The organism is Methylophaga sulfidovorans, assembly GCF_900114205.1.
Lineage (GTDB): Bacteria > Pseudomonadota > Gammaproteobacteria > Nitrosococcales > Methylophagaceae > Methylophaga > Methylophaga sulfidovorans.
The window spans coordinates 19,946-46,264 of sequence record NZ_FOSH01000015.1 but is presented as its reverse complement, the minus strand read 5'-3'; the positions used below and the strand labels follow the sequence as shown (position 1 = coordinate 46,264).

Genomic DNA, 26,319 nt, shown 5'->3' with positions numbered 1-26,319 from the left:
CAGGCCAAGATGATTGGCATGATCAAAGGATATGACTACGTTGACCCAACAGTAATGGATTATTTCAATCAAAAACCAGACAACGTGCTTGCGATTACTGGGGAGAAGCCTCTAGAAAGATTACTTGAAATGTTGGTCAATGGGCGCCTAACCGCTGTGATAGAAGACAAAAGCGTATTGGAATACAAAGCCCAGCAAATAGGTAAAGCCGACCAGCTGAAGGTATCAGGCACCACCGATGTAGTGATCGATGTTTACAGCAGTTTTTCACCTAAAAATCCTAAATCCGCTGAATACGCCAAAATAATGTCAGAAGAAACGCTGAAAATGCGTAAAGACGGACGTTTGGCAAAACTATTAGAACGTTATGGCATTCAAGATTGGCAAGTCCAGTAAACGTTGTCCCTAAACAGCGAAGGGCTTTCGCATGCAATCCTTGTTAAACCACTACCGTCGCTCTATGGCCCTTCACCTGCTACTTGTGATCTTTGGTGTGTATTTTTTGGTAGCGGTACTGGTGACAGTAGTACAGCTTTACAAAGAGTACGACAACACCAAAAAAGAATTTTATAACGAGATTCAAACCTTGCCCGCTACGTTCGGCAAGGGAATCTCCGATTCGGTTTGGACCTATAACCAAGAATTGCTGCAATCCATTCTACAAGGTATGTACAACCTGCCCATTCTGGTCGGTATCAAAGTACAGTCACTGGATGACAAAATGGACTTTAAAATCGGTGCTGTGTTCAACGAGCAAAATCAGGTTGAGTATTACAACTCAAAGGGTCAACCGACGGAACAAGCACTCACGGGGCTAGGCTCAAACGCCCTTTTCAAACACGAGTTTCCGATCTATTACCAAGGTCCTGCATTTGACCAGAATATTCCCTTAGGTACGGTTACTCTCTACTCAAATGACCAACTGGTTTTCGAACGATTGAAATATGGCTTCATTCTTATTTTGGTCAACTCCATTATCAAAACCTTTATGCTGTGGTTTATTATTTATTTCTTTATTAATAAATACCTTGGCAAGCCTCTAAAAGAGTTCACCTACAAGATACACCAACAAGACACTCAATCCCCTAAACCGATTGACCTAGCCATTAATTGGACAGATAAAAACGAATTGATCATCTTAAAAGACAGTTACAACCAGATGATTGAGAGTGTGAATAAGTACCAGCTCGAACTACTAGAACTCAACCAGGAGCTAGATGAAAAAATTAAACCTCGGACGCACGACCTCGAACTGGCCAAAGAAAAAGCAGAACTCTTAGCGTATAAAGATCCGCTGACTCACCTCTATAATCGCCGTGCATTTTTTAAGTATGGCCAGAAGTTAATCAATCAAACCCTACAACACAGCGCATCCCTAAGTTTGATTATGATTGATATCGACTTCTTCAAAAAACTGAATGATAACTATAGTCATGCCCTTGGAGATCAAGCGCTCATAGCATTCGCCGATACCCTTACAAGTAACCTACGTCATAACGATATCTTAGGCCGCTTAGGTGGCGAAGAATTTGCCGTTTTTCTACCGAATACTGACGAAGAAAGCGCCATCACAATTGCCGAAACGCTGCGCATATTAATCAGTCAAATCACACTGCAACATGAGCAAGCTATCGTTCAGTTTACAGCGAGTTTAGGCGTGGTTGGGGCGACCCAGCAACGCCAACGGTAGACTCAATATTGGCTCAAGCAGACGAAGCGCTGTATTACTCTAAGCATAACGGACGCAATCGCGTGACGGCGTATTCAAAGATTGTAGAGACAACGCAGCAATGATGAACAGGCCATGGTGTCGCAAGGCTACTCTTAATAGTTTTTAACCTGACCCCAAATATCCTGGAATGACGAGTTCATCTGTTTTGAGTAGTAAATATTCGCAAAATTCAGCGTCATGCCAGAGTTCTTCTGGCCTCCAGTTCAAGCTTTCGAACAATAGCTGTCTCTTTGACGGTTAAAACGACTTATTTTTCATGGCTCAGACTAGATTCCAGTCTGCGCTGGAATGACTAGGTCATCTGTTTTGAATAGTAAATATCCGCAAAATTCAGCGTCATGCCAGAGTTCTTCTGGCATCTAGTTCAGGCTTTCGAACAATAGCTGTTCTTTGACGGTGAAAACGGCTTATTTTTCATAGAAAAATAGGCTCTCGATTATTGCCTCAAATAATCACATGCTGAGGATGGTCGAGAATAACAAAACAAGGTAAACGAGCCCTTGTTCAATCATTGAATAATGAGAAGAGCTTGAGTTTAAATAACTTAATTCTCGACATTAATCATACCAATCGAGTCTGACCCTATAGGTCTACTATAGGTCTACCTGTTGAAATAGAGATTACTTCACCAGTATCGTGAAGCCACTGAATATGTTCTTTAGTCCAAGGCATTTGCAGTTTACCGCACCCTTTTATGTTTAATTATTCGTGTTGATCAGAATGCTAATCTACGCATGTGCCGTGTAACGCCCAATTAAGGTGTGAGGCACGCAATACCGATGCCACCACATACCACCTTAATCACTAAAATTAACGCATAGTAAAAATGCCAAGCGTGCCGAATCACTCTTAAATTGTTTGTTAGTTTGCGTGCCAAAGTGACACAGAGATTGCTTATTGCACATTTTAAGACCATAATACACATGTGACATTTTGACACAACAGGAGATAACATTATGGCTACTACTTTGCCCCGCATCACCGCTAGAGTTGATGTCGATACACAAGACTTACTTACTAAGGCTGCCGCGATCGCCGGCATGTCTAGCATCAACTCGTTTGTTCTAAGCGCTGCAATCGAAAAAGCTAAACAAGTCATCGAACGTGAACAGGCTTTAAAACTGAGCCAAGCTGATGCGATGCTGCTGATGGAAGCTTTAGACCGTCCTGCGACACAGAACTCAAAACTAAAAGCTGCTGCTGATCGATACGAGAGCAAAACTCAATGATGAATACGGTACTTCTAGATAAAGCTAAACACGATAGAAACCGATTCAACTGTGGCATCGAAGCTCTCAATAATTACTTAAAAGTAATGGCGAGTCAGCAAGCAAAGAAGGACAACACCAGAACGTTTGTTTTGGAAGATGATAGCGACAACTCACATGTCATCGGCTTTTACACGCTAACAATGACACCAATTGACTTAAAGGCATTGCCAGATAAGTTACAAAAAAAGCACCAATCATCCACCTCTGGTGGTTTGATTGCCCGTCTTGCTGTTGATGACCGATACAAAGGGAAAGGCTTTGGTGAGTGGCTGCTTATCGACGCACTCAGAAAGCTATTAGCCGCTAGTGATAGCGTGGCATTTCCAGTTGTTATCGTTGATGCCAAAGACGGAGCAAAACATTTCTATGAACGCTATGGTTTTCAAGCATTTCAAGACGCTGAAAACAAACTCTTCATCACCATTGCAGATGTGAGAGCAAGCTTAGGCTAGTTAACCGCTAGCCTTTAGCAAACTAACAGTATGTTTTATGAGGCCACCGGCCTCATAATAAGTATTAAACAGGCCGCCTTATAATTCATTTTTAATGACTTTAACATATTGATTATTAATGGAAGTAATTTCTTATTCATGGAATTATAAGGCCAAAGTCTTGAACTGTTGACGAAAAATAGTGCCAGCCCTTTAGTATCTTCATATACTGGTTTATGTACATAAACTTGTTAGTTTAGGTCTTAATTACACTTCCCGTAATAAATGCATCGGTGGCACGCTGGATACTTTTCTGCTGGCAAATAAACCGATTGCTGAAATAACGACTACACCAATTAGCGGTCCTAAACTCCACAACAAAGGATGCCAACTTGCTTCTGCTTTAAAGACAAATACCTGTAAACCATACAGGCAGGCTTCGGCTCCAGCGGCAGCAATAAGCCCAGAAAATAATCCCAGTGCACCGAACTCGACAAATAAGGCTTGTTGTACCAGGGATTTTTTAGCACCCAGCACGCGCAATAAAGCCCCCTCTTCCAGTCGCTCTTCTAGTGTTGAGCGAACACTTGCTAGTAATACCAACGCTCCAGCACTTAATATGCACAACAACACCAGCTGAATCGCCTGTGATAACTGCCCGATTACCGTTTGCACTTGTTTTAATAAATCACCGACATTTAACATCGAGACTGTAGGAAATTGAGACATGGCCTTATAAAACGGTTGTGCATTTTGCTGGCTGATAAAGACACTACTGACAAAGTTAGCAGGGTAATCTGCTAAAGCCTGTTTGGGCAAAATCAGATAGAAATTGGGCTGCATTGAACCCCAGTCAACCTCTCGTACTGAAGTGATAGGTAAGGTAATGTCATTACCACCAATATTAATGGTGAGTTTGTCGCCCATTTTCAAATTCGCTTCTTGCATCACTCGTTGCTCGATAGAGAGTCCATTAGCATTAAAGTCACCCTCAAGCAGCTTGCTGCCTTTGCCTATTTCATCAGACCAGGTCAGATTCAATTCACGTGAAAACAATTCGGGCTCGGGTTTATCTTCAGGGTAAAGAGTCTGTACCGATGTGCCATTGATGTTGATAACTCGCCCGCGAACCATTGGGAACCAGTCAGAGCGTTTGATATTCAGCGAGTCTGTGACCTTATCGATTTGGTCAATCTGATCGGCCTGAACATTGAACAAATAGTGGTTAGGTGCATCTGCCGGCAACTGCTGTTGCCAGTCTGAAATCAGGTTCGATTTCACGCCAACTAATATCAGCCCCAGCATGATAATCAGCGTAAACACTAATAACTGAAATAAGTTGGGAAACAATCGACGATATAAAGCAGCAAAGCCTATCTGCCAGCCACTGGTAGCGCCGGAGGTGAGTGAACGACCGAAGCTAAATACGCCATACCCGAGTAAGGCGACTAAAAGACCAATACCAACAATGGCTAACATCATAATGCTCGGTAGAATTAAGCCGCCTGTATACAGGCACATCAAACCAAACATACCGACAAAACCGATGCCATAAATAATGACTGTGTTTTGTTCTACTTTAAAACCGGGCTGCAACACTGACATCGGTGACACTTTTATCAGACGCTGCATCAATGGAAAACAAAATGCCAGCATGGAAACCAGCCCTGTCGCCACTCCCAGCCATAAGCGACTTAATGAAGGCTCAGGCAAAGCGGTCGACATCAGTCCCGCCAGCATGGATGAAATAATCAGTTGTAATCCCCAACCAGCAGCCAGACCAATGCCAGCGCCTATCACAAACAGGGCAATAAACTGAATAAGGAACACCTGCACTAACTTTTTCGGTGTGGCGCCTAATGTTTTTAATACAGCAACCTGCATCAAGTGGCGTTTTACAAAACGTGAAGAGGCTAAAGCCATGGCAATCCCAGACAGGATAACCGCAAGTGTTCCAGCTAATAATAAAAAGGATTGTGCTTTACCAATAGTGTCGCCAATACGCTCGCCTTTTTGTGTCGGCGTCCGCCAGCGTTGACCATCATTCAGCTGTGGCGTTACCCATGATTCATACTGATCTAATAAGTCCTTATCACCGGCTAGTAACAGGCTATAACGCACCCGACTGCCAGGAATAATGACTTGTGTTGCCGCCAGATCAGCCATATTAATCACCGCACGAGGTGATATAGCAAACGCTGAACTACTGGCATTGGGATCTCGAACCAGAAAGTGACTGACGGTTAAGCTTGTCTCACCCACCTCAACTTGGTCACCAATCTTGACGCCTAATAAACTAGCAAGGCGTGAGGAAAGCCATATTTTCCCCGGCTGTGGTGGCTGAGTATATTCATGCCCGGTACCGAACAAGGTATCGTCAACGAGATAAACACCTTTGAGAGGATAAAGTGCTGTTACCGCACTGACCTGACTTAGCTGTAAATTATCACCGGCAAATATCATGGTTCGGAATGAGGTGCGTTGCGCCTGTTTAAGCCCCAACTCATCCGCTTTTGTTTGCCAGTTGTCAGGTATCGCATCATCAGAGCTAATCAAGCGATCTGCCGCCATTAAGTTGGCTGACTCGCTTTCAAATGACAACTGTAAACGGTCGATAAATAAACTAATCGCAGTGACTGTGCTGACAGAAATAATCAACGCAAAAATCAGCGTTAGAATGTCGCCACTACGGATATCACGCAGCAGTAATCGTAAGGCAAATTGCATTAGTTTTTTTCCACCAGCTGACCCGCAGACATCACAAGTTGACGGTCACATTTTTCTGCCAGATGATTGTCATGTGTCACCATCACCAGTGTGGTGCCCTGCTCTTTATTCATCTCAAAAAGCTGTTCGATAATAATGCGACCATTACCCTCATCCAGATTGCCGGTAGGTTCATCAGCAAACAGAATTTTCGGACTGGAGGCAAAAGCTCTGGCAATGGCAACACGTTGCTGCTCACCACCGGATAACTGGTTTGGATAGTGCGTTAAACGATGCGAGAGCCCGACTTTTTCCAATAAGGCTTCTGCTTTTTGACGAGCGTCTTTATCGCCTTTTAATTCGGCTGGTAACATCACATTTTCAACTGCCTGCAAACTCGGTAACAAGTGAAACGACTGAAAGATAAAGCCGACATATTGCCCGCGAAGTAAGGCACGTTGCTCTTCATCCATGGCTGAGAAAGCATGGTCGTAAAGATAAATCTCGCCAGACGTATTCACATCCAAGCCTGCCAGTAAGCCCAGCAAGGTCGACTTGCCTGAACCTGATGCCCCCACAATGGCGACTGACTCACCTTCCTGAATATCTAAACTAATTCCTTTTAATATGGTCAAATCACCTGTATTTGCCGATACCGTATGGGTTAAATTTGTTACTTTGATTGCAGTTGTAACTGCCATGTTTTCCACTCTTGAAGGTTTGTATGTTTCTAAAAAGACAATATTGGTTTGTGTTACTCATCAGTTTATTGATGAGCAACGCTGTATCAGCATCGACATTGCTAGTTATGGGAGACAGCCTGAGCGCTGCCCATAACCTACGACCAGAATTAGGTTGGGTTAGTTTACTGGAAAATCAACTATCAAAGTCCCATCCGGAAATTACCGTTGTGAATGCCAGCGTCAGTGGGGAAACAACGCAGGGCGGTTTAGCCCGCTTTAAACAACTGTTGTCAGAACATAAACCCAGCTGGGTCATCCTGGAACTGGGCGCCAATGATGCCTTACGTGGCTATCCACTAACTCAAACCAAACAGAATCTTGAATCCATGGTTGAACAAGCACGTAAAGCTGACGCCAAAGTGCTGTTGGTGGGCAATCAGATTCCACAGAATTACGGTAAACGTTATACAGAGATGTTTTTTAATTTATACAAAGAGTTGGCAGAGCAATATCAATTGGCTTATGTGCCTTTTATGCTGAAAGGTGTCGCACTCGATAAGGCGCTGATGCAAGCCGATGGTTTGCACCCAAATAAAGAAGGTCAGCCTGTTGTATTACAGAATATTAAGCCGGCATTGCTGCCACTATTGGATGAGGCTAAATAGGACAGTTCTAACCCACACGGTTATAAGTGATGGCAGAAAAAAGGCTACTCAAATGTTTATGAGTAGCCTTTTTTATTAATGGCCAAAAACGTTCTTATCTTCTTGCTTGGCCTTTTTTGCTGCTTTCTTTTCTTTCGCTGTTAATAGCGGTGCTTTTTTCTGATTCTTTTTACTATCTTGACCTTTACTCATGATATTCACCTGTTAATTGAATGCATTAACCTCGACTACTTATTAGCAAATTTGAGGGCATGTTCTAGGTAGAAACATCAACGCCAATCAATGTCGGTACATAGATAGTCAGTATGGGCGCAATCACTAAGAAGTGATAGTTTATTTATTCGCTCATCCTCTTTATGTCAGCCCTAAAACACCACAGCGACTAAATCATGTGATTAGGTTTATGAATAAAGGCTAATCGCCATATCGGTACCAGGATTCAAAAGGGATATTGTGCTCTTCCAGAAACGGCAACAAACCAGCTGCTTTTTCATCGCTAAAATGCGTTTCAAGCAATTTGATGATATGCCCCTCCTCACCCAGTGCTTTTTGAAAACTCGGAATGTTCTCGGCCTTTATCGTCCACTGCCATTCATACTCTGAGGAGCCAAAAGTCCTTTCAACCACAGGACCAATATCTTGTCCGATAAAAACCAGATCGCCATTAGGCTGAATTTCTGCACCGAGAAATCGAAGGCTGTTCTTATCACGCTCATTTCTAAGCTCGGTTTTCTTCTTCCATCGTTCAAACATTTATCATCTCAACGTCCATTTTAATGAATGATCAAGGTAAATTTTTTATGCTCTGACCCGCCCGACAAAAAGCCGCAGTTGTTTTTCCACTTCAATCGCAACAAATAGCATCACTCCGATACCAACCACAAGAATACCATCCCAGAAAGCAATACTTTCAGTGCCAAAAATAGCCTGAAGCCACGGATGATAGGTAATGGCAAACTGGGCACAACTAATCACAAAAACCACTCGCCAAATAACTTTTGTGCCACAGATAGCTTTCCAGGTAATCGATGTACCGTGAATATTCCGAATAAAAAATAAGTGGAAAATTTCCATTACAACCAGCGTATTGACGGCCAGTGTACGGGCAAGTTCAACCGAATATCCCTGACTAATAGCATAGTCGTAAATACCGTAGACACCAGCCAGGAAAAGCAAAGAGACCAAAACAATATGCCACAACAACTCAGCACTTAATAACGATTCATTTCGCGATCGTGGAGGCCGACGCATGGTATTTTCTTCTGTTGGTTCAAAAGCCAGAGCAATACCCAAAGTCACTGCTGTTATCAGATTAACCCAGAGAATCTGAACCGGTGTAATAGGCAATGTCATACCAAACAGCAAAGCGACAATGATCGTCATGGCTTCACCAGCATTGGTCGGTAAAGTCCAGCTGATAATCTTTTTCAAATTATCATAGACAGTTCGCCCTTCGCGGACAGCTGAGACAATCGTGGCAAAGTTATCATCAGCCAGTACCAGTTCAGCCGCTTCTTTTGCTGCTTCAGAACCTTTAAGTCCCATGGCAATACCAGCATCAGCACGTTTAAGTGCAGGGGCATCATTCACACCATCTCCAGTCATGGCTACAGTCAAATCATGTGCCTGTATAGCTGTAACAAGCCTTAATTTATGTTCAGGACTGGTACGGGCAAAAATATCGCATTCAAGCACTTGGGCTTTTAACTGTTGCTCATCCATGCCATCAATATCTAAACCTGTCAGCACTTTATTCGGATTTTTCAGGCCAATTTGTTTACCTATTGCAGCAGCGGTTTCGGCATGATCCCCAGTAATCATTTTCACTCGAATACCAGCCTGGTGACATTCAGCCACAGCGCTTATGGCTTCCGTTCGAGGAGGATCAATCATGCCGACCAGTCCTACCATTATCAGAGACTCGTTGAGATCATCCTGCTCCAAAACAGTATAGTCAGTGTTAACGGGTTTAACGGCAAACGCCAACAAACGCTGGCCTTTTGCTGCAATAGTCAGCATTTGTTGCTGCCAATAGGCCATATCTAATGGTTCGACTTTGCCATCAGTGCTGCGCTGACTGCCACACATTTCTAATAGGCGCTCCGGCGCACCTTTAACAAAAATACAGGCATGATGTTGATGATCATGACTTAACGTTGCCATAAAACGGTGGCGGGCATCAAACGGGATCGCATCACTCCGTTTCCATACAGATTGTTCCAACCTGACATCGAGATTCATTTTTCCAGCAAAGGACAGTAAAGCGCCTTCCATAGGATCACCTTCGCTATGCCAGACACCCGACTTTTCTACTAGCGAAGCGTCATTACATAGCGCGGCCGCACGAGCCATTTCTTCTAATACACTATGCTCTGTTGGTGAAATACTGCGTTCATTTAGCTTCAAATCACCTTCAGGATTGTATCCCTCGCCCTCTAAGGTAAACGCATGCTGATAAGTGACAACTGAGGCCACCATCATTTCATTGCGAGTTAATGTGCCGGTTTTATCAGAACAAATCACAGACACCGAACCTAATGTTTCAATCGCGGGTAAGCGACGGACTATCGCGCGGCGTCTGGCCATAGCTTGAACGCCAATTGCCAGAGTAATTGTCAGTACCGCAGGGAGACCTTCCGGGATAGCTGCTACAGACAACCCCACGACAGACATAAACATCACAGCAAGATCATGCGGAGTAAAGAGATAACCAAAAACCAGCAGTAGTGAGGCGAGTACCAGAATAATCAGCGTTAACCATTTAGCAAACACATTCATCTGCCTGATAAGTGGCGTTGTTAACGTTTCCACCTCTGAAAGCAAACTACTGATACGACCAATCTCAGTGTTTCCACCAGTAGCAACAACGATGCCTTTCCCCTGTCCAGACGCCACCAATGTTCCAGAAAAGGCCATACAGCTTCGGTCACCCAGCGCGGCTTGCTCATCAACTGAACTGGTCAGTTTTTCTACCGCTACAGATTCACCTGTCAGAATTGACTCTTGTATAGATAAGCCATGGGCATCAAATAAGCGTAAGTCCGCAGGGACTTTATCGCCTGCTTCAATCAAGACAATATCACCCGGAACCAGCTCTTCACCCTCAATACTGACTCGTTCAGCACCACGAATAACATGGGCAACCGGTGCCAGCATTTGTTGGATCGCCCCCATGGCTGATTCGGCTTTACCCTCCTGAATAAAACCGATAATGGCATTAGCCATAACAACGGCAAGGATGACACCGGTATCAATCCAATGGGCAAGAGCGGCAGTAACAACTGCAGACCCCAGCAATACATAGATAAGAATATTATGAAAATGACTGAGAAATCGGATGACAGCACTGCGTTTTCTTGCTGTTGGCAGACTGTTTTTGCCGTAATGAAGAAGCCTCTCACCCGCCTCCTGCGAATCCAGTCCTGCTGATGAAGTATTTAATGTTTCAAATGAAGAATCGACACTCAAGGTATGCCATGCTGTAACGCTACTTTTTGATGAACTCACCTTCATAGAGCCTCACATCATCATCCATCTATCCGTAATAAGACTATACCCCGTATTTTTCTTACCTGAAAATGGCACTATGCTGTCTTATTACCTGTGTATGTTTGTGCCTGCTTTAAGAAACGTTGTGCAGCAGATTTATGCTCAGAAAATTTATTCAAAAAAGTCTGAAATACATGTTCAGCTTCTTCATAGCGCTTTAGTTTTAACAAACATTCGCCATAAGAAAAAAGGGCGTGCATACCATGAGGGTTTATTTGTAATGACTGCTGAAATCCAGCCAATGCATTTTCATCATCCCCTTTGTCCATATAAACATATGCCCTGTTATCAACCGCTTCATAAAACAATGGAAAGATAGCAATAGCCTTGGTATAGCATTGTATTGCTTCATCAGTTTTCCCTTGATCAGTCAGTGTTAATCCTTGTTGATAATACGCATTGGCTTGTTTCACAACGTCTTCGGCATTTTGACCGGTAATTGATAAATAACGAGGGAAATCTGTGTGTTTCAAATATTCATGAAAACCTTCTAGTTCGTCAGGCTGAACATCTTCAGAACAAAGGACGGTCCATTTTTTTCTGATCTCCTCACAATTAATCGGTGCATGCCATGCCATCACTTTAAATGATGGCCTGTCGTCTAGCGTGGGTTGATGATCGAGCAATTCATAAAACAAGCAATGGAAAGTGCCACCATCATCATTGGTATCAATATCTAACAGCTTAATTACAGACCATTGGCCTTCTTCAACCTGGCCGTAGATTACATCTCCCTGTTTCATATAAGACGTCCTTTTGTCATTTGCATCACTCGGCATAAAACATAAAAAGGGCTGATTTATGCCCTTAAGTTAAATTCAATAAACTTTAACAAAGCTAAACAACAGATCACTTATGAATTCATCACAAAACGTCGAATTTGCTTTTCTATTTCATTAATAAGAAAAAGAAATAGCTTCAGGGCGACACCAACAATCAAGATAGCGATCAGTAAGAAATCACATCAGTTTTAGAAATGCCCTGAAGCCATAAGTAGTGCTAAATAGATGCAAATAGAAATTTATCCTACTTCCGTCTTAACCGGGGAGTGGTCCCAGTTAACTGCTCTCGCGAAATCGACCAACTCATATTCAATGCTTTCTGCAGAGCTATACCATCTTTCGCCAAAAAACGAATAATGATGCCGCTGTTATTAGGTAATTCTGATGCACCAGCATATATATCGTTAAAGTGAGATAAGCCTTCCCTTATCGCTCCAAGTACACAATTTAATGACGGTGACTGGTCAATGATAAAAAGCGAACCTTGTGCACGAAAAGAATCGTGAATAGCGCAGTTATGCTGGAGTACGTCTTTTCCTTCCAGTCGAAACCGCTCCAGAACTAATAGATTCATATGCTGATCGACAACTTTTATATTGCCATCATAACCAGCAAAAGCATGTTCCCCCTGTTCTGTGACGAGTTTGTAACTGGGGTCATGCCACATAAAACTATCGGTAAAGAGAATTTTCGATCCTTCTCCTAATTTAATCTGAATATTGGAGCAAAAAGCAGCGCCACTGAATAACACAGTGGGACCGGGAATGTACTCGCAATAACTGCCCTTTCCTAACACCAGATCAACAGACTGCCTCGCTTTAATGCCCCGTGTGTTATGCACAATCGTACTGGCTTGTGTTGTCAGATGAAGTTGTGCCTGTTCTTCCAGAAACACATCCATACTTAAATCATCACCACGATAAATGCCGCCAGAGGATGACTGCAGATACAGTGTGACCATGCCTTCCGGATCTTGTTCGTAATGATAAGGCCGGGTGATATGAAAGGGATGCTCTGCACGTTGGTGAGAAATAAAAGTTTTACCCGACGGATTCTTTGTAAACCTGAGTTCTGCACGTGCCTTACGCGACTGCATAGTATTAAGACCAATCGGCGTGACAGGAGGACTGTTTAAAGATGAAAAATCTGCGTTTCGCATATTTCTACCTATGACATTGCTTTATTAAACAATAAATTGGAAACGATATAATCAACCACTTGCTCAACACCTTCTCCTGAGCGGCTGTTTATAGCGACAACGGGCCTGTTTTCACGAACATTTTTTGCTTCAGAATACATAGCGTCAAAATCGACACCAACATAGGGCGCCAGATCCTTTTTATTAATCATCAAAAGATCACTTTGTAAAACGCCAGGCCCTTTTTTACGCGGTATATCATCGCCACCAGCAACATCGATCACAAACATCCATTGATCAACCAGATCTAAAGAGAAAGTAGAAGCCAAATTGTCTCCACCACTTTCAATCAGAATTAATTCGATATCAGGAAAGTTAATGGTCATCTGTTCTGCGGCTTCTATATTCAAGGTCGGATCTTCACGAATAACCGTGTGAGGACAAGCCCCGGCTTCAACAGCCATGACTCGCTCAGGATCAATCAAACCACTTTTTCTCAACCTCTCAGCATCTTCTTTGGTCACCAGATCATTGGTAATAATGCCAATCTCAATCTGCCGTTGCTGAAATGCCGGAATAAGCTTTTCAATTAACGCTGTTTTACCAGAACCAACCGGACCACCAATGCCAACTCTGGCTGGTCCGGCTAATGAATTTAGATCAAAAGATGTGTTCATCGCAGAATATACCTCTGTGTTAATGGAAGCTCGGTAGAAGGTTCGCAATAAGCGAGTTCACCATCGATATAAACATCGAAGGTCTGCGGATCGACATGCATCTCAGGACAAGCATCGTTATGCAACATGTCTTTTTTGGTCAGGTTTCGTGTACCTGTGGCTGGGAGCAACATTTTTTTCAACTCCAGCTTCTCAGCCAAACCTTTTTCAATGGCCAGCGGATTCACAAAATTTGCACTCAGTTTTTGTTTGGCTACGCCAAAAGCCCCCCATTGAGGACGCATTATGATTGGCTCACAGGTCATTAAGGACGCCGCACTGTCACCCATTGCACCATAAGCAATAAAGCCGCCTTTCACGATGATTTCAGGTTTAACCCCAAACATGGCTGGTCGCCAGAGAACAACATCAGCCATTTTGCCTGGTTCCAATGAGCCAATATGTTCAGCCACCCCAAAACTTTTCGCTGCATTAATCGTATATTTAGCGATATAACGTTTGATGCGTTCGTTATCGCCGATACGTGATTTTTCTGTCTCCAGCCTGCCGCGTTGATCTTTCATTTTGCTGGCTAATTGCCAGGTTCTGGTAATCACTTCATTAATGCGTCCCATTCCCTGACTATCTGACCCGAGCATAGATATAGCGCCAATGTCATGCAGAATATCTTCAGCAGCAATGGTTTGAGCCCGAATCCGACTTTCGGCAAAGGCGACATCCTCTGGAATAGCCGGGCTAAGATGATGACAGACCATGGTCATATCTAGATGCTCATCAAATGTATTGTGAGTAAATGGATTTGTTGGGTTAGTTGATGAAGGCAAACAATTGGCCTCGCCTGCAACAGAAATAATATCCGGTGCATGACCTCCGCCAGCGCCTTCAGTGTGATACATATGGATGGTTCGGCCTTTGATAGACGCTAAGGTATTTTCTAAAAAGCCACTTTCATTCAGCGTATCAGTGTGGATTTGAACCTGAAAGTCCAGTTCATCAGCGACATTAAGACAGGTATCAATCACAGCAGGCATGGCGCCCCAGTCTTCATGGATTTTCAGACCAACACAGCCACCTTCAATCTGCTCATATAAAGACTCAGGTTTACATGAGTTACCTCTTCCCAGAAAACCAAAATTAACGGGGAAGTCCTCTGCTGCCTGTAACATTTTTCCTACGTTAAATACCCCACCACAATCAATACCGACGGTGATAGGTCCCAACGAACCACCGAATAAGGTAGTAATGCCTGCAGCAATGGCATGGTCACATAACTGAGCACTATCAAAATGGACGTGCACATCAATACCGCCCGGTGTGGCAATCAGCCCTTCGGCATCTCTTACTGTGGTTGATTGTCCTACTAATAAGTTGTGATCCACCCCATCCATAGTGGCTGGATTACCGGCTTTACCAATGCCCACTATCTTGCCATCTTTAATACCGACATCGCCTTTGACAATGCCAATAACAGGATCGATTACCAGGGCATTACATAACAGCATATCTAATGTGCCATCTTCACTTCCCAGCCCTGAGGTCATACCCATGCCATCACGCAGTGTTTTGCCACCGCCATGAAGACACTCATCACCATACACGGTGAAATCGTACTCCACTTCAGCGATTAAATTGGTATCACCAAGGCGAATACCATCACCGGTAGTTGGCCCATACATTTCTGCATATTCTTTACGACTCATTATTGCCATCGTTATGCTCCTAAATAATTTTCTTGCTTGGCTTTGTTCAATGCAGCTTGTTTCACTGCTTCATCATCAGCTAAACCATTGGTCAGTCCGTTGAGGCCATACAGTGCTTTTTCGCCACCGAACTCACATAAAATGCATTCTTTTTCCTGACCCGGCTCAAACCGTACGGCTGTGCCGGCAGGAATATCCAAACGCATTCCAAATGTGGCTTCGCGATCGAATTCCAAGGCTTTATTAGCCTCAAAAAAGTGGTAATGACTGCCAATCTGTACCGGTCTGTCACCGGTATTTGCTACTCGGATAGTACGTTTTTCACGGTTGGCATTCAGTTCAATTTCACCTTCTGCTGGGAAGAGTTCGCCCGGAACGGGATAGTCAGGGACCACTTGCTCTCCTGAACGGATAGGATCATGTATGGTGACTAATTTAGAACCATCTGGAAAAACACCTTCCACTTGCAACATATGCATCATGTCACTGACCCCTGGGAGCACATCATCGGTACTCAGAATCGTGCTGCCAAAACTAATCAGCTCTGCCACAGTACGACCATCACGGGCACCTTCAAGCACTTCATTAACGATTAATGCTGTGGCCTCGGGATAATTCAGTTTTAACCCTCTATCTCTACGCTCTTGTGCGAGTTTTGCTGCTGTGTAGATGGTTAAACGTTCAAGTTCTGATGGAGTTAAATACATAATTTCTCCTTAAATAGTTAATTGGCAAATAGCCGTTGGTCACTGATTTCATGACGCATTGCAGCAATTTCAGTTAATGGCACATAGCTATGCATAAGTTGTTCATCTGAAACAGGCTGTTCGAGAAGTGTGGCAATAACAGAAGACAATTTTTGTCGTATCAACTGAGCATGAATATGACCTAATTTACCCAGTCGCATACAGGCACCCAGCATGTCATTGCATAAGCCATGAGCACTTGCTATCTGTGCCTGCAGCTCAGTTAACCCACAATGATGAAACACTAAACCCTGGACCACAGGAATATGACCCGGCGCTTTTTTTTCCATGACACGTTGACGATATTCCATACTCATCGTTGTGCCTAAACGTGCATGGATACCTAATAATGCTGCCCCATTCCGTTTCGAGCCACTTCTTAAACCAGCAGAAAGGGTTAGGGCTTCAACTTCATTATCAATCGCGTTGATAGCGTCCAGATTCTCTGCTTGTCGATACACATGGCATAAGGCGACACGATCCAAACTGTTCCAACGTCCCTTAAGCTGCACTGCAATCAAGTCATATATTTGCTTTGGACCTTTGATTTTATTGTCGTTGAATAAGGTTTCAAGACCGTTTGAAAAAGCAAAGCTGCCACTTGGAAATTGGCTATCTCCATACTGCATCATGCTCAACATGGCTAATGCTGAAGAGCTCATTTCTGGTGGTGATGTTGTAGTCAAGGTTGAATGACAGTCACACGCTTGGCATCAATCAGCCCGCTAAGCCTGTCGATATAACGTTGTGCAGGTCCTTCCAGAGCGACCAGCAGATCAGGGCCATCAAACCGAATACGCCAGTGCAGATTACCTGCGTTATAACCCAGCTCTAACGCGGCATCGGTACTGACAGGTGACAATCGAAGCCACTCTTCTTCATTAACCCGTATCACCACAGCCCGCTGGTCATCCATGAGCAATACAGCGCCGTTATATAAGCGCTTATCACGGGATAGGGCGATACCATATTCAGTGCCTTTATCCGTGGTCACTTTTTGCCGACTACGTGCGGTATCAGCCACATTCATTCGAATGAATTCAATACGGTCATGATGTCCGTGATGATGAAGTTTCTCAGCAATGTCTTCGTCGTTCACACTGCCGATAATGTCATTTAACACAAGCATATATTTATCCTCACAATCGTCTTAGATGGTCAAATATTGATTAGCCAGGTCATCGGTTAGTTCATTACCGCTTCCCTGACAGACAAGGCGTCCGTTATCAAGGATAAGAAACTCATCAGAAGCCCTCTTCGCAAAACGAATATTTTGTTCGACAAGAATAATGGTTAAGTTCAGCTCCTTATTTAGTCTGAGAATGCAATCTTCTATTTGCTCAACGATATTGGGTTGAATGCCCTCGGTCGGCTCATCCAGTAATAACACCTGAGGATTAGTAGCAATGGCTCTGGCAATAGCTAACTGCTGCTGTTGACCACCAGATAACAGTCCACCTGCTCTATCCAGGTTATCCATTAAATAAGGGAATAGCTCTGGCACAATATCCGGAATCTCTGCCTTACTGGATTGATCGGCAAAACGTCCCATCAAAATGTTTTCCTTCACCGAAAAGTCAGGGATGATTTCACGACCTTGAGGTACATACCCCATACCTGATCGTGCCCGATAAAAGGTTGTCTGCTCTCCTAGCTCAACCTCATTGAGTGTCAGCTTTCCAGTCATGGAACTGGTCAAGCCCATCAATGTTTTCAGCAAGGTACTTTTGCCTACACCATTACGTCCTAATACCGATAAAATCTTGCCCGTTTCCAGACTGAAATCAATATCGTGCAGAATATGACTGCCACCATAAAAACTGTTTACTGATTGCAACGTTAACATTAGTGAATGCCCCCACTTCCCAGGTAGGCATCTTTGACTGCCTGGTTATTTTCTATATCGCTGATGTGGCCTTCTGCCAGAAACTCACCTTGATGCATAACGGTAATTTTGTCGGCAATTTCACGAACGAAGGCCATATCATGCTCAACAGCAATAATCGTATGTTGGCCTTTCAGATTATTCATAATCCGAGAGGTTTTTAGCGTTTCATCGGCTGTCATACCTGCTGTAGGCTCATCAAGCAAAATCACTTGAGGTTTACGAATAATCAGCATGGCAAGTTCAAGCCACGGTGTTTCACCATGAGATAGATTTTCGGCCAGCTCATGTGCCTTGTTTTCGAGATTAGTCATCGACATCACCTCTTTCATACGCTCATGATCGACTCGTCGTTTCATTGAGCCTAGGTTGGCAAGTACCGTACTTTCCTGCATCGCTGCCACGGAAAGGTTCTGTAACACAGAAAGCTCTTTAAAAACACTGGGGATCTGAAATTTACGTCCTATCCCCATCCGGGCAATTAAATGTGGCGGTTTATTGGTGATCTCCTTATCACCAAGAAAAATTCTGCCCGCCGTTGACTGGGTTTTACCGCAAATCATATCCATCAAAGTCGTTTTACCCGCACCATTAGCGCCTAAAAGCACACGCATTTCACCGTGTTTTACGACCATGCTGAAATTATTTACTGCCTGAAAACCACTGAAGTTAACCCCTAAACCATCGATATAAAGATCACGATTTTTAGCTTTCATCAGCCTTCTCCCCGATTTACAGTCAGTTTTCTACAAATACCATGGGCAATACCGGCCAGGCCTTTAGGCATATACAAAACAACCAAGACAAAAAATAAGCCCAGAATGGCTTGCCACGATTCTACAAACAGTTCGTTTTCACTCACTGAGGCACCTAACATCGAGATAGAAATGGCACCGATACAGGCACCTAAAATAGAGGCACGACCACCCACTGCTGCCCAAATGACAATGGCAATACTGAACGACAAATCCATAAATGTCGGCGAGGCAAACTCTGCTGTAATGACATACAACATGCCGGCAAATCCAGAGATAGCTGCTGACACACAGAAGAAAAAGGTCTGATACGATGCAGCATCAAAACCCAGGTATTTAGCCCGATTCTGATCATCGCGAATGGCTTGTAATATCAGGCCTGCCCGACTGTTAATTAACACTCGAGTGATAAGTAAGACAATCACCAGAGATATGGCAACCAGGTAATAAGTACTGACCGTATAGGGATCAAACTCATAGCCATTTATCTTAAACCAGGCCAGATCCGTTAAGCCGTTAAAACCGCCAGTAAAAGACTGTGCATCAACGACCAACAGGCGAGCCAATAACACCATCGCTAATGTAATGATCGAAATGAAAACACCAGCAATGCCTTTACGGAAAATGATTGTGCCTATTAGCCAGGCAATAAGCACTGGTAAGGCAATGGCCATAAAGATGCCAAAGCTTTGTGATTGAAATGGCATCCATAAGAATGAGACATGATTGATGCAGCAAAGATCAACCACTGCATTAGGCTCTGCATTCCACATCATAAAGTCAGGAATCGGCGTCTGCCCACCTTGTTCAAGGCTGGTAGGACTAGCTAATTTCAGACTCATGCCCAGCATGTAAGCACCAGCGCCAAAAAACAGGCCCTGACCTAAATTCAGAATGCCGGCATAGCCCCAACTCAAAGAAATGGCGACACCTAACATGCCGTAAATTAAATATTTTGCCGTCCGGTTTAGCCAGAACTCATCTAAAAATAAAGGTAAAGACAAGATAATCGCGATAAATACGACGTAAACCACTACTTTCAGGTGTGAATATGTCAATTTCATCATTAACGCCCCTTGTAGTTAAATAAGCCACGGGGACGCCAGATAATGATGGCGATAACAGCAGCAAAAACAACTGCCCGAGCAATAATATCGTTACTAAAGAAGGCAACAACGCCATTTAACTGACCAAGAATGCCAGAGGCGACAATCGAACCAACTAAACTACCAACGCCGCCGACCACGACCACTAAAAAACCATCAACAACCAGCGAGCTACCCATATCTGGCATAACCGTTTTAAATCCAGACATCATGACACCAGCGACACCTGCCAAACCTGCGCCATAAGCAAAGGTTAAGGCGTTCACTTTTTTGACATCGATGCCACAGGCCGCTGCCATATCAGGATTACGCATGATTGCTCTTACTTGCTGCCCAATTCGTGTGCGATACATAAGAAACCAGGTCAGTACTGCCAGCAGTGCAGACACTAAAATGATGAATGTTCTATATGGCTGAATCACAAACTCACCTACAGTAAATGACTCTGTCATGATCTCTGGCAAAGTCACAGACTGCAGTCCAGGTCCGAGACCCTCAATATGGATGCCGAAAAAAGACAAACCAAATTCAAGACGAATAGCTTGCTGCAGTAAAATAGCTACACCCCATGTCGCCAGCAAAGTATCAAACAGCCGGTTATATAAGCGCCGAATAACCAACCTTTCGATGAGTAAACCCAAACCAGCACAGACGATAAAGGCCAGAGGAATAGCTGCAAACAGATTAAATCCTAAATAGGTTTGAGCTATAACTGTGGTATAGGCACCCATCATGACTAATTCGCCATGAGCCATATTAATGACCCCCATCGAGCCGTACACGATGGATAAGCCTAAGGCGACTAAAAGCAAAATAGACCCAATACTTAGCCCAATGAATACAGTATCTAACATATTAAAATTCTCCTCTTACCGGCCTGTTCACCCTGAGGTGACAGGCCGTAAGGATTAGATAATTACAATTTAGAACTGTCCAAACCGGACGCAGTGCAGAATAGATTGTTAGCTGTTTCACCATAGGCGGAATATGGCAACGGCTGTACTGGAACATCGTATTCATCGACAATTTTGCCCTGACCATCTTCTTGCCATTGAGCAATACGAGGCGTCATCGAGTTATGAAGGTTTTCAGGACTTACTGTCATCACGCCCATAGGTCCATCTATAGATACCCCTTTTGCCGCTTCCATGATGTCTAGTGGTTTGGTTTTACCCGATTTTTCTACTGCTTTAGCCCACTCGTAAACACTCTCATATGCTGCAACCATGGTGACGTGTGTGACAGCATTCGGATCGTTAACATAAGCACGATAACGTTTGATGAAGTCGTGATTTTCTTTGGTATCAATAGCTTGGAAATAAGGGAATGAGGTATAACTACCGGCAGCGTATTTACCGCCTAATGCCGCCACCTCGATTTCAGAGGTCACTGTTGAAGCAATAGGAATATCTTTTTGTGAAATACCCTGATTGAAATATTCACGATAGAAAGAAATGACTGAGTCACCTACCACATTAGACAGCACAACATCAGCACCGCTGTCTTTGATTTTTTTGACCATTGAGCCCCATTCAGAATGACCTAGTTCCAGGTATTCATCTGCCACCCATTCAGCACCATTAGCTTCAATTAACTTTTTAGCCACTTTTGCCATTTCTTTTGGAAATAAGTAGTTAGAGCCAACAATGAAGAACTTTTTCTTACCTAATTTATTAACCAAATAAGGAATGTAATTATTCAACTGCTGGTTAGGAACAGAGCCGGTATAAATGACATTTTTTGAGCACTCATATCCTTCGTAAAAAGTAGGATAAAACAATAGATTTTTACGTTTTTCGATAACAGGTAGCATCGCTTTACGACTAGCTGAAGTGTAACCACCAAAGACGGTGACGACACGATCACGAATCACCAGTTTGCTTGCTTTTTCATTAAATGTTTTAGGATCACTCGCACCATCTTCTACGATGGGTTTGATCATCTTACCGTCAACACCACCATTAGCATTGATTTCATCAATTGCCATTAAAGTGGCATCAGACAGAGACTTTTCTACAATAGACAAGCCACCTGTTAGTGAAAAAAGTACGCCCACTTTAATTTCATCAGCCGCACTCGCTTGCCCGATAAACGGGATACTGAAGGCAACAACCGCAATAGTTGCCTTAAGATTTTTTAGTAATTTCATTAATGCTTCCCCTTAAAACGCAAAAAGGGCCCCCTAATAAATTAGGGAGCCCTTTCGCTCGAAAAATAACATGACATTTAGAGACAGATAATCACACTCCGCTTTTGGAGATTCTGGATGATGAATATATAACTGAACGCGCTTTTGCGGGCAGTTATCTCATGCAGAATAACTATCAATCCTCACTTAGGGTTTACGCACAATTTATGCCAAAGACAAATATCACAAAATAAACAACAACTTACAAAAATCGCTTTTTATTTTTGAATGAACTTTGTTTAACTTTGGTGCAAATCACATAAACATCGCACCATTTTTGTGTGTCATTAAAAACCGTTTTTTTTATACCCATAAGCTAATTGACAACAACAAAACGGTATGGTCCACTGAATATAGACATTTAGAAACTCATTATCAATTATTGTTTATCTACCCGACTTCAGGGTATAGCTTCTGCAAAAACGCAGAATAAATAACATTTATGGCTCTATGCCTGGTATTACATGAGGTTTTTAATGTCTAATACGTATCCCGCTGAAATCCCTGTTGGTGTCATTTTTTCTCAGACAGGTGTCACAGCTAATCCAGAACAGACCATGCTCAGGGCAACCCTGCTGGCAATTGATAGGATCAATCGTCAGGGTGGCATCAATGGTCAGCAACTCCATCCTATTTGTGTTGATCCTCAATCTGTTCCAGAAAATTATGGCCCACTCGCACAAAAGTTAATCGTTGAAGATAACGTCAAACTCATCTTTGGTGGTTATACATCCGCTAGTCGTAAAGCCATGCTACCTGTTATCGGACGTTACGATGTCTTACTTTTTTACCCAACGCAATATGAGGGATTTGAGTATGCACCGAATGTCGTTTATACCGGTGCAGCACCAAATCAGGGCTGTGTTCAGCTTGCCCGATATATGCTTCAAAACGTCGGCAAACGCGTCTGTATGGTTGGCTCTGATTATATCTGGCCTCGTGAGATTAACCGCATCATGCGTGAACTCATCGAAACATCAGATGGTGACGTCATATCAGAAATGTTCCTGCCATTAGAAGCCAACAAAGAAGCTGTCTATGAGGTAGCTAAACACGTCAGTTCACAACATCCTGAGTTTGTCTTCTCTAACTTTGTCGGCAAAAGCATTGAGTATTTCTATCAAGCCATGCTGGAATTAAATGCCGATAAACCTATTCCTATTGCCAGCCTGACGACGACCGAAACAGAAATTCAGGCGATGGGTATTAAGGCAGGTTTTGGACACTACACCGCAGCGCCTTATTTCCAGTCAGTTGAAACCCCGATAAACCAGGAGATCGTCAAAGAATATAAGGCCACCTATGGTCAGGATGAAGTAACCACAATGTGCTGGGAAGCGGCGTATTTCCAGGTTCATCTGGCTATCAAAGCCGTCAAACTGGCTGAGTCATTCCATGCTGATAAGGTGATGGAAAAAATAGCCGATATTCGACATTCTGCACCGCAGGGTCCGGTAAGAGTTGATCCTGATAATAACCATTGTTTTTTATGGTCACGAATAGGTCGGGTTAATGAACAAGGTCAATTCGATATATTAGTGACTTCCGACACGGCGCTGAAACCTGATCCCTACTTAGTCTCATATTCGACAAGCCATCTGGAAACAGCCAGTGGAGAGTCGTTATGAGTAAGCGCTTAAGCGCTGTTCAACAGCCTCTGGAACTCTCCACCTTAGTTAAAAACTTACGTCAGCATGAAATTTTGCTGATCATGCCTGAAGGTGAAAATCGTAAAAAAATCGAACAACAGATTCGACGCATTGGCTTTCCACTAAAAACAGAATGGCCACCACCTGAGGACTTTTCATCCAATTATCAGGTGGTGATGCTGGGTCTTACCCCTATCATCGAGAATGATTATGACTTTCACTGGGATATCAGCAACCCGCCGGCCGCTTTAGTGTTGGTGGTGGACTACGAAAATCCATTGGTTTTGCAATATTCATTAAGTTTGAATGCGCAAGCGATTATTGGTCTTCCATTTCACCCTTTGGGTGTACTCAGTAATTTACTACTGAGTTTGCAAGAGTTTAAACAAACGCGGTCTATGTTAAAGACAATACGTAATCTGGAATCCAAGCTCAATGCCAGTCAGCATATAGAAAACGCTAAGCATTTTATCAGTGAAAAACAAAATATTAGCCTTGAAGCGGCCTATAAATTATTGCGAAAACAGGCTATGGAACAACGTATGCCGGTAGGTGAGTTAGCAAAAGAAATTATTGCAAAACGGTCATTTTCAGATGAAAAAACATAAACAGCTATTAACAGGCTTCTCTTATTTCAGTTTGATTTTAGTCAAACATCATAGGTAAAAATTAATGGATATTTCTACTCTAACACTTATGTTTACCGGCCTCAGTTTAGGCATGTTACATGCCTTTGATGCGGATCATATTATGGCTGTGACCAGCCTTTCAGCGAAGCGATCCTCTCCTCGCCAAATAGCCTTCTTTTGTGGACGCTGGGCGTTAGGCCATGGAGCAACAGTGATGTTACTGGCGATTTTATTTATCGCCTTTGACTGGCATCTGAGTGAACAAGCCAGTCTCTGGGCAGAACGATTTATTGGCGTGTTATTACTCTCTGTTGGTTTATTTTTGGCTTATCGTTTTATTCATCCGAACGCTGGATTGAAGATAACAACTCATCAGCATGCCGATGGCACCAAGCACACTCATATCGTTGAAGTTTCTAAACCTCATCGCTCTCACTTACCGGTATCGGTTGGCATTGTGCATGGCGTTGCCGGTAGTGGCCCATTATTGGCCGTTTTGCCAGCACTGATCGCCAAGTCTTCCAGTCTTGGCATTTTATATGTCGTCCTGTTTTCAATCGGGGTATTACTGAGCATGTTGTGCTTTGGTTTACTATTAGGATTTGCTCAATCACTTTTGTATGACCGCAGTGAAACGCTGTTCCGTTATGCCAAAGGGATTTTAGGACTGGCAACAGCTTTACTCGGCTTTGTCTGGCTAAAAGGGACTTTCTAAAAGTCACAATAAAATGGGGCCAGTAAGGCCCCATTTCATTTATTAAAATACCTTATTACTTCTACCAACGCATCATACGTCTCACAATGCCGTCATTACGGAAGGCATGATAAATGGCACCACTGACATGTACGGCAATAATGCCGAGCAGCGCCCATGCTGTCCACATATGTAGCTCACCCCAAAACTCATTCATTTCTTCATTAGGTGCAGCAATCCGAGGGAACTCAAGTGTCCACCAGAACACGGTATCCCAACGGGTATGTGCTGATGACAGATAGCCAGTAATACACACAGCTAACACCAAACCATAAACAGCGACATGAGCCGCGATGGCTAACCAGTGCATCCAGGGTGCCATATCCGTTGAGTCTGGCGGTGCAGGCCGATGTCTAAGACGTACATAGAGCAGCATCAGAATGATTATCACCAGGGTGATGCCTATGTTTTTATGTAGCTGGAAAGGAAATGCCCTGAATTGTAATTCGGGTGATGGCAAAGGTAAGCCCATCATCCACCAGCTAGAGATAAATAAAAAGAAAATTGAAACAGCCAGCAACCAATGCAGGATTACCGCCGTTCTACTAAAACCTTGTCTTTGCATAACAGCTTCCGTTTATATTTCGTTGCAATTGTAGGAGATTAGGCACTGGCTTCGCTGTGTCTGCCAGCTAATGCGCCCACGACTAACATCAAATGCAGGATGAACCAGAGCAAAATACCGCCCAGATACACTTCACGTAGCGTCGGACCTGTATTCACCACAGCAGCAAACTGCAATAAATCAATCGCTGCCAGCCCACTAAATACGACAACAGCCGCTTTTGATGCCCATGGCGTGTAATTCACCAAAGCACCGCCAATGATTACAGAAATAAATGCCAACACTGCACCAATACCAGCCAATGTCATTTGCACATTCGGGAACCAGTCAGGTGCAGCTAAAGCCATCCCTTTGACATGTTCGATTAGGTATTCGCATTCAGCTACCGTGATGCCCTCTTCTTCCAGCTCTTCCTCAGGGCAATCAGCCGCAGGCATCACACCATCTGCCGGCATATTACTGGTCACCACGGCCTGTTTCATCGCCTCATTCCCCTGCACAGCCGTCAGAAAAACGCCCAGCATAATCGCGACAACACCGAGGATACTTGCCCAGTGCGGCAGTGAAGTCTTATTGTTTTCATTAGACATGCAACACTTTTCCTCTTGTTATTGTGAATAGGATTCTTCTCTCTTAAATTGAAATAAAGCCGAATCGTTTTACCTTTTCGGCTTTTGTTTCAATAGATTAGATGGTGGCAAAGTCAAT

General features: G+C 43.5%; 26 protein-coding genes. 8 read left to right on the top strand and 18 right to left on the bottom strand.

Annotated elements, in window-relative coordinates; translation table 11 throughout:
- The first annotated feature begins 18 nt into the window (after window positions 1-18).
- The 4 genes from BM232_RS11980 (at window position 19) to BM232_RS11960 (ending at window position 3,455) form a co-directional block, all read left to right on the top strand.
- Window positions 19-396, top strand: a complete 378-nt coding sequence (locus BM232_RS11980) for a transporter substrate-binding domain-containing protein (protein WP_177207325.1) — start codon at window positions 19-21, stop codon at window positions 394-396.
- Window positions 397-427: 31 nt separating this feature from the next.
- Window positions 428-1,690 (top strand): diguanylate cyclase, encoded by a 1,263-nt coding sequence (locus BM232_RS11975; protein WP_091715034.1) that lies wholly within the window; start codon window positions 428-430, stop codon window positions 1,688-1,690.
- Between the two features lie 998 nt (window positions 1,691-2,688).
- Window positions 2,689-2,961, top strand: a complete 273-nt coding sequence (locus BM232_RS11965; RefSeq protein ID WP_017420534.1) for a type II toxin-antitoxin system TacA family antitoxin — start codon at window positions 2,689-2,691, stop codon at window positions 2,959-2,961.
- Window positions 2,958-3,455, top strand: a complete 498-nt coding sequence (locus BM232_RS11960) for a GNAT family N-acetyltransferase (protein WP_017053840.1) — start codon at window positions 2,958-2,960, stop codon at window positions 3,453-3,455. Before BM232_RS11965 ends, BM232_RS11960 begins: the two co-directional genes overlap by 4 nt.
- Window positions 3,456-3,701: 246 nt before the next feature.
- On the opposite strand, the gene BM232_RS11955 is transcribed toward BM232_RS11960, so the two are convergent.
- Window positions 3,702-6,161 (bottom strand): ABC transporter permease, encoded by a 2,460-nt coding sequence (locus BM232_RS11955; protein ID WP_091715031.1) that lies wholly within the window; start codon window positions 6,159-6,161, stop codon window positions 3,702-3,704.
- On the bottom strand, window positions 6,161-6,841 hold the full coding sequence (locus BM232_RS11950) for an ABC transporter ATP-binding protein (RefSeq protein ID WP_091715028.1): 681 nt from the start codon (window positions 6,839-6,841) through the stop codon (window positions 6,161-6,163). Before BM232_RS11950 ends, BM232_RS11955 begins: the two co-directional genes overlap by 1 nt.
- 23 nt (window positions 6,842-6,864) lie before the next feature.
- Between BM232_RS11950 and BM232_RS11945 the strand changes: the two genes are divergently transcribed.
- Window positions 6,865-7,488, top strand: coding sequence for an arylesterase (locus BM232_RS11945; RefSeq protein ID WP_091715026.1), 624 nt, complete (start codon window positions 6,865-6,867; stop codon window positions 7,486-7,488).
- A gap of 414 nt (window positions 7,489-7,902) precedes the next feature.
- Here the strand turns inward: BM232_RS11945 and BM232_RS11940 are convergent, their stop codons facing one another.
- The 14 genes from BM232_RS11940 to BM232_RS11875 all read right to left on the bottom strand — a co-directional run bounded on the left by BM232_RS11940 (window position 7,903) and on the right by BM232_RS11875 (window position 21,975).
- Window positions 7,903-8,241 carry a hypothetical protein gene (locus tag BM232_RS11940; RefSeq protein WP_091715023.1) on the bottom strand — a complete coding sequence of 113 codons (339 nt, stop codon included), beginning with the start codon at window positions 8,239-8,241 and terminating at the stop codon, window positions 7,903-7,905.
- Between the two features lie 45 nt (window positions 8,242-8,286).
- On the bottom strand, window positions 8,287-10,995 hold the full coding sequence (locus BM232_RS11935; protein WP_425435549.1) for a cation-transporting P-type ATPase: 2,709 nt from the start codon (window positions 10,993-10,995) through the stop codon (window positions 8,287-8,289).
- Window positions 10,996-11,072: 77 nt separating this feature from the next.
- A complete protein-coding gene (locus BM232_RS11930; protein ID WP_177207324.1) occupies window positions 11,073-11,780 on the bottom strand; it encodes a tetratricopeptide repeat protein in 708 nt (235 codons plus the stop codon).
- A 283-nt stretch (window positions 11,781-12,063) separates the two neighbouring features.
- The gene (locus BM232_RS11925) at window positions 12,064-12,978 is read right to left on the bottom strand and encodes an urease accessory protein UreD (RefSeq protein ID WP_091715016.1); all 915 of its coding nucleotides are present in this window, start codon (window positions 12,976-12,978) and stop codon (window positions 12,064-12,066) included.
- 8 nt (window positions 12,979-12,986) lie between these two features.
- The gene (gene ureG, locus BM232_RS11920) at window positions 12,987-13,634 is read right to left on the bottom strand and encodes an urease accessory protein UreG (protein WP_091715013.1); all 648 of its coding nucleotides are present in this window, start codon (window positions 13,632-13,634) and stop codon (window positions 12,987-12,989) included.
- On the bottom strand, window positions 13,631-15,343 hold the full coding sequence (gene ureC / locus BM232_RS11915; RefSeq protein ID WP_091715011.1) for an urease subunit alpha: 1,713 nt from the start codon (window positions 15,341-15,343) through the stop codon (window positions 13,631-13,633). Before ureC ends, ureG begins: the two co-directional genes overlap by 4 nt.
- A gap of 2 nt (window positions 15,344-15,345) precedes the next feature.
- Window positions 15,346-16,041 carry an urease subunit beta gene (locus BM232_RS11910; protein WP_091715009.1) on the bottom strand — a complete coding sequence of 232 codons (696 nt, stop codon included), beginning with the start codon at window positions 16,039-16,041 and terminating at the stop codon, window positions 15,346-15,348.
- Window positions 16,042-16,058: 17 nt separating this feature from the next.
- A complete protein-coding gene (locus tag BM232_RS11905; RefSeq protein WP_143092289.1) occupies window positions 16,059-16,766 on the bottom strand; it encodes an urease accessory protein UreF in 708 nt (235 codons plus the stop codon).
- Window positions 16,763-17,209 (bottom strand): urease accessory protein UreE, encoded by a 447-nt coding sequence (gene ureE, locus BM232_RS11900; RefSeq protein WP_091715005.1) that lies wholly within the window; start codon window positions 17,207-17,209, stop codon window positions 16,763-16,765. Before ureE ends, BM232_RS11905 begins: the two co-directional genes overlap by 4 nt.
- Before the next feature lie 21 nt (window positions 17,210-17,230).
- Window positions 17,231-17,926 carry an urea ABC transporter ATP-binding subunit UrtE gene (gene urtE / locus BM232_RS11895; RefSeq protein ID WP_091715003.1) on the bottom strand — a complete coding sequence of 232 codons (696 nt, stop codon included), beginning with the start codon at window positions 17,924-17,926 and terminating at the stop codon, window positions 17,231-17,233.
- A complete protein-coding gene (gene urtD, locus BM232_RS11890) occupies window positions 17,926-18,681 on the bottom strand; it encodes an urea ABC transporter ATP-binding protein UrtD (protein WP_091715001.1) in 756 nt (251 codons plus the stop codon). The genes urtE and urtD overlap by 1 nt, the downstream gene beginning before the upstream one ends.
- Window positions 18,681-19,787 carry an urea ABC transporter permease subunit UrtC gene (gene urtC, locus BM232_RS11885; protein ID WP_245752937.1) on the bottom strand — a complete coding sequence of 369 codons (1,107 nt, stop codon included), beginning with the start codon at window positions 19,785-19,787 and terminating at the stop codon, window positions 18,681-18,683. Before urtC ends, urtD begins: the two co-directional genes overlap by 1 nt.
- Window positions 19,787-20,680 (bottom strand): urea ABC transporter permease subunit UrtB, encoded by an 894-nt coding sequence (gene urtB / locus BM232_RS11880; protein WP_091714998.1) that lies wholly within the window; start codon window positions 20,678-20,680, stop codon window positions 19,787-19,789. The genes urtC and urtB overlap by 1 nt, the downstream gene beginning before the upstream one ends.
- Before the next feature lie 62 nt (window positions 20,681-20,742).
- Complete coding sequence (locus tag BM232_RS11875) at window positions 20,743-21,975, bottom strand: transporter substrate-binding domain-containing protein (protein ID WP_091714996.1); 1,233 nt, start codon at window positions 21,973-21,975, stop codon at window positions 20,743-20,745.
- 515 nt (window positions 21,976-22,490) lie between these two features.
- On the opposite strand from BM232_RS11875, the gene BM232_RS11870 reads away from it, so the two are divergent.
- The 3 genes from BM232_RS11870 to BM232_RS11860 all read left to right on the top strand — a co-directional run bounded on the left by BM232_RS11870 (window position 22,491) and on the right by BM232_RS11860 (window position 25,007).
- On the top strand, window positions 22,491-23,642 hold the full coding sequence (locus BM232_RS11870; RefSeq protein ID WP_177207323.1) for a transporter substrate-binding domain-containing protein: 1,152 nt from the start codon (window positions 22,491-22,493) through the stop codon (window positions 23,640-23,642).
- Window positions 23,639-24,271: an ANTAR domain-containing response regulator gene (locus BM232_RS11865; RefSeq protein ID WP_091714991.1), complete on the top strand. Its 633-nt coding sequence runs from the start codon at window positions 23,639-23,641 to the stop codon at window positions 24,269-24,271. Before BM232_RS11870 ends, BM232_RS11865 begins: the two co-directional genes overlap by 4 nt.
- Before the next feature lie 64 nt (window positions 24,272-24,335).
- Window positions 24,336-25,007, top strand: coding sequence for an urease accessory protein UreH domain-containing protein (locus BM232_RS11860; RefSeq protein ID WP_091714988.1), 672 nt, complete (start codon window positions 24,336-24,338; stop codon window positions 25,005-25,007).
- 61 nt (window positions 25,008-25,068) lie between these two features.
- Here the strand turns inward: BM232_RS11860 and BM232_RS11855 are convergent, their stop codons facing one another.
- Both BM232_RS11855 and BM232_RS11850 read right to left on the bottom strand, forming a co-directional pair.
- Window positions 25,069-25,611 (bottom strand): cytochrome b, encoded by a 543-nt coding sequence (locus BM232_RS11855; protein WP_091714985.1) that lies wholly within the window; start codon window positions 25,609-25,611, stop codon window positions 25,069-25,071.
- A 38-nt stretch (window positions 25,612-25,649) separates the two neighbouring features.
- Window positions 25,650-26,201 (bottom strand): hypothetical protein, encoded by a 552-nt coding sequence (locus BM232_RS11850; RefSeq protein WP_091714983.1) that lies wholly within the window; start codon window positions 26,199-26,201, stop codon window positions 25,650-25,652.
- Between the last annotated feature and the right edge of the window lie 118 nt (window positions 26,202-26,319).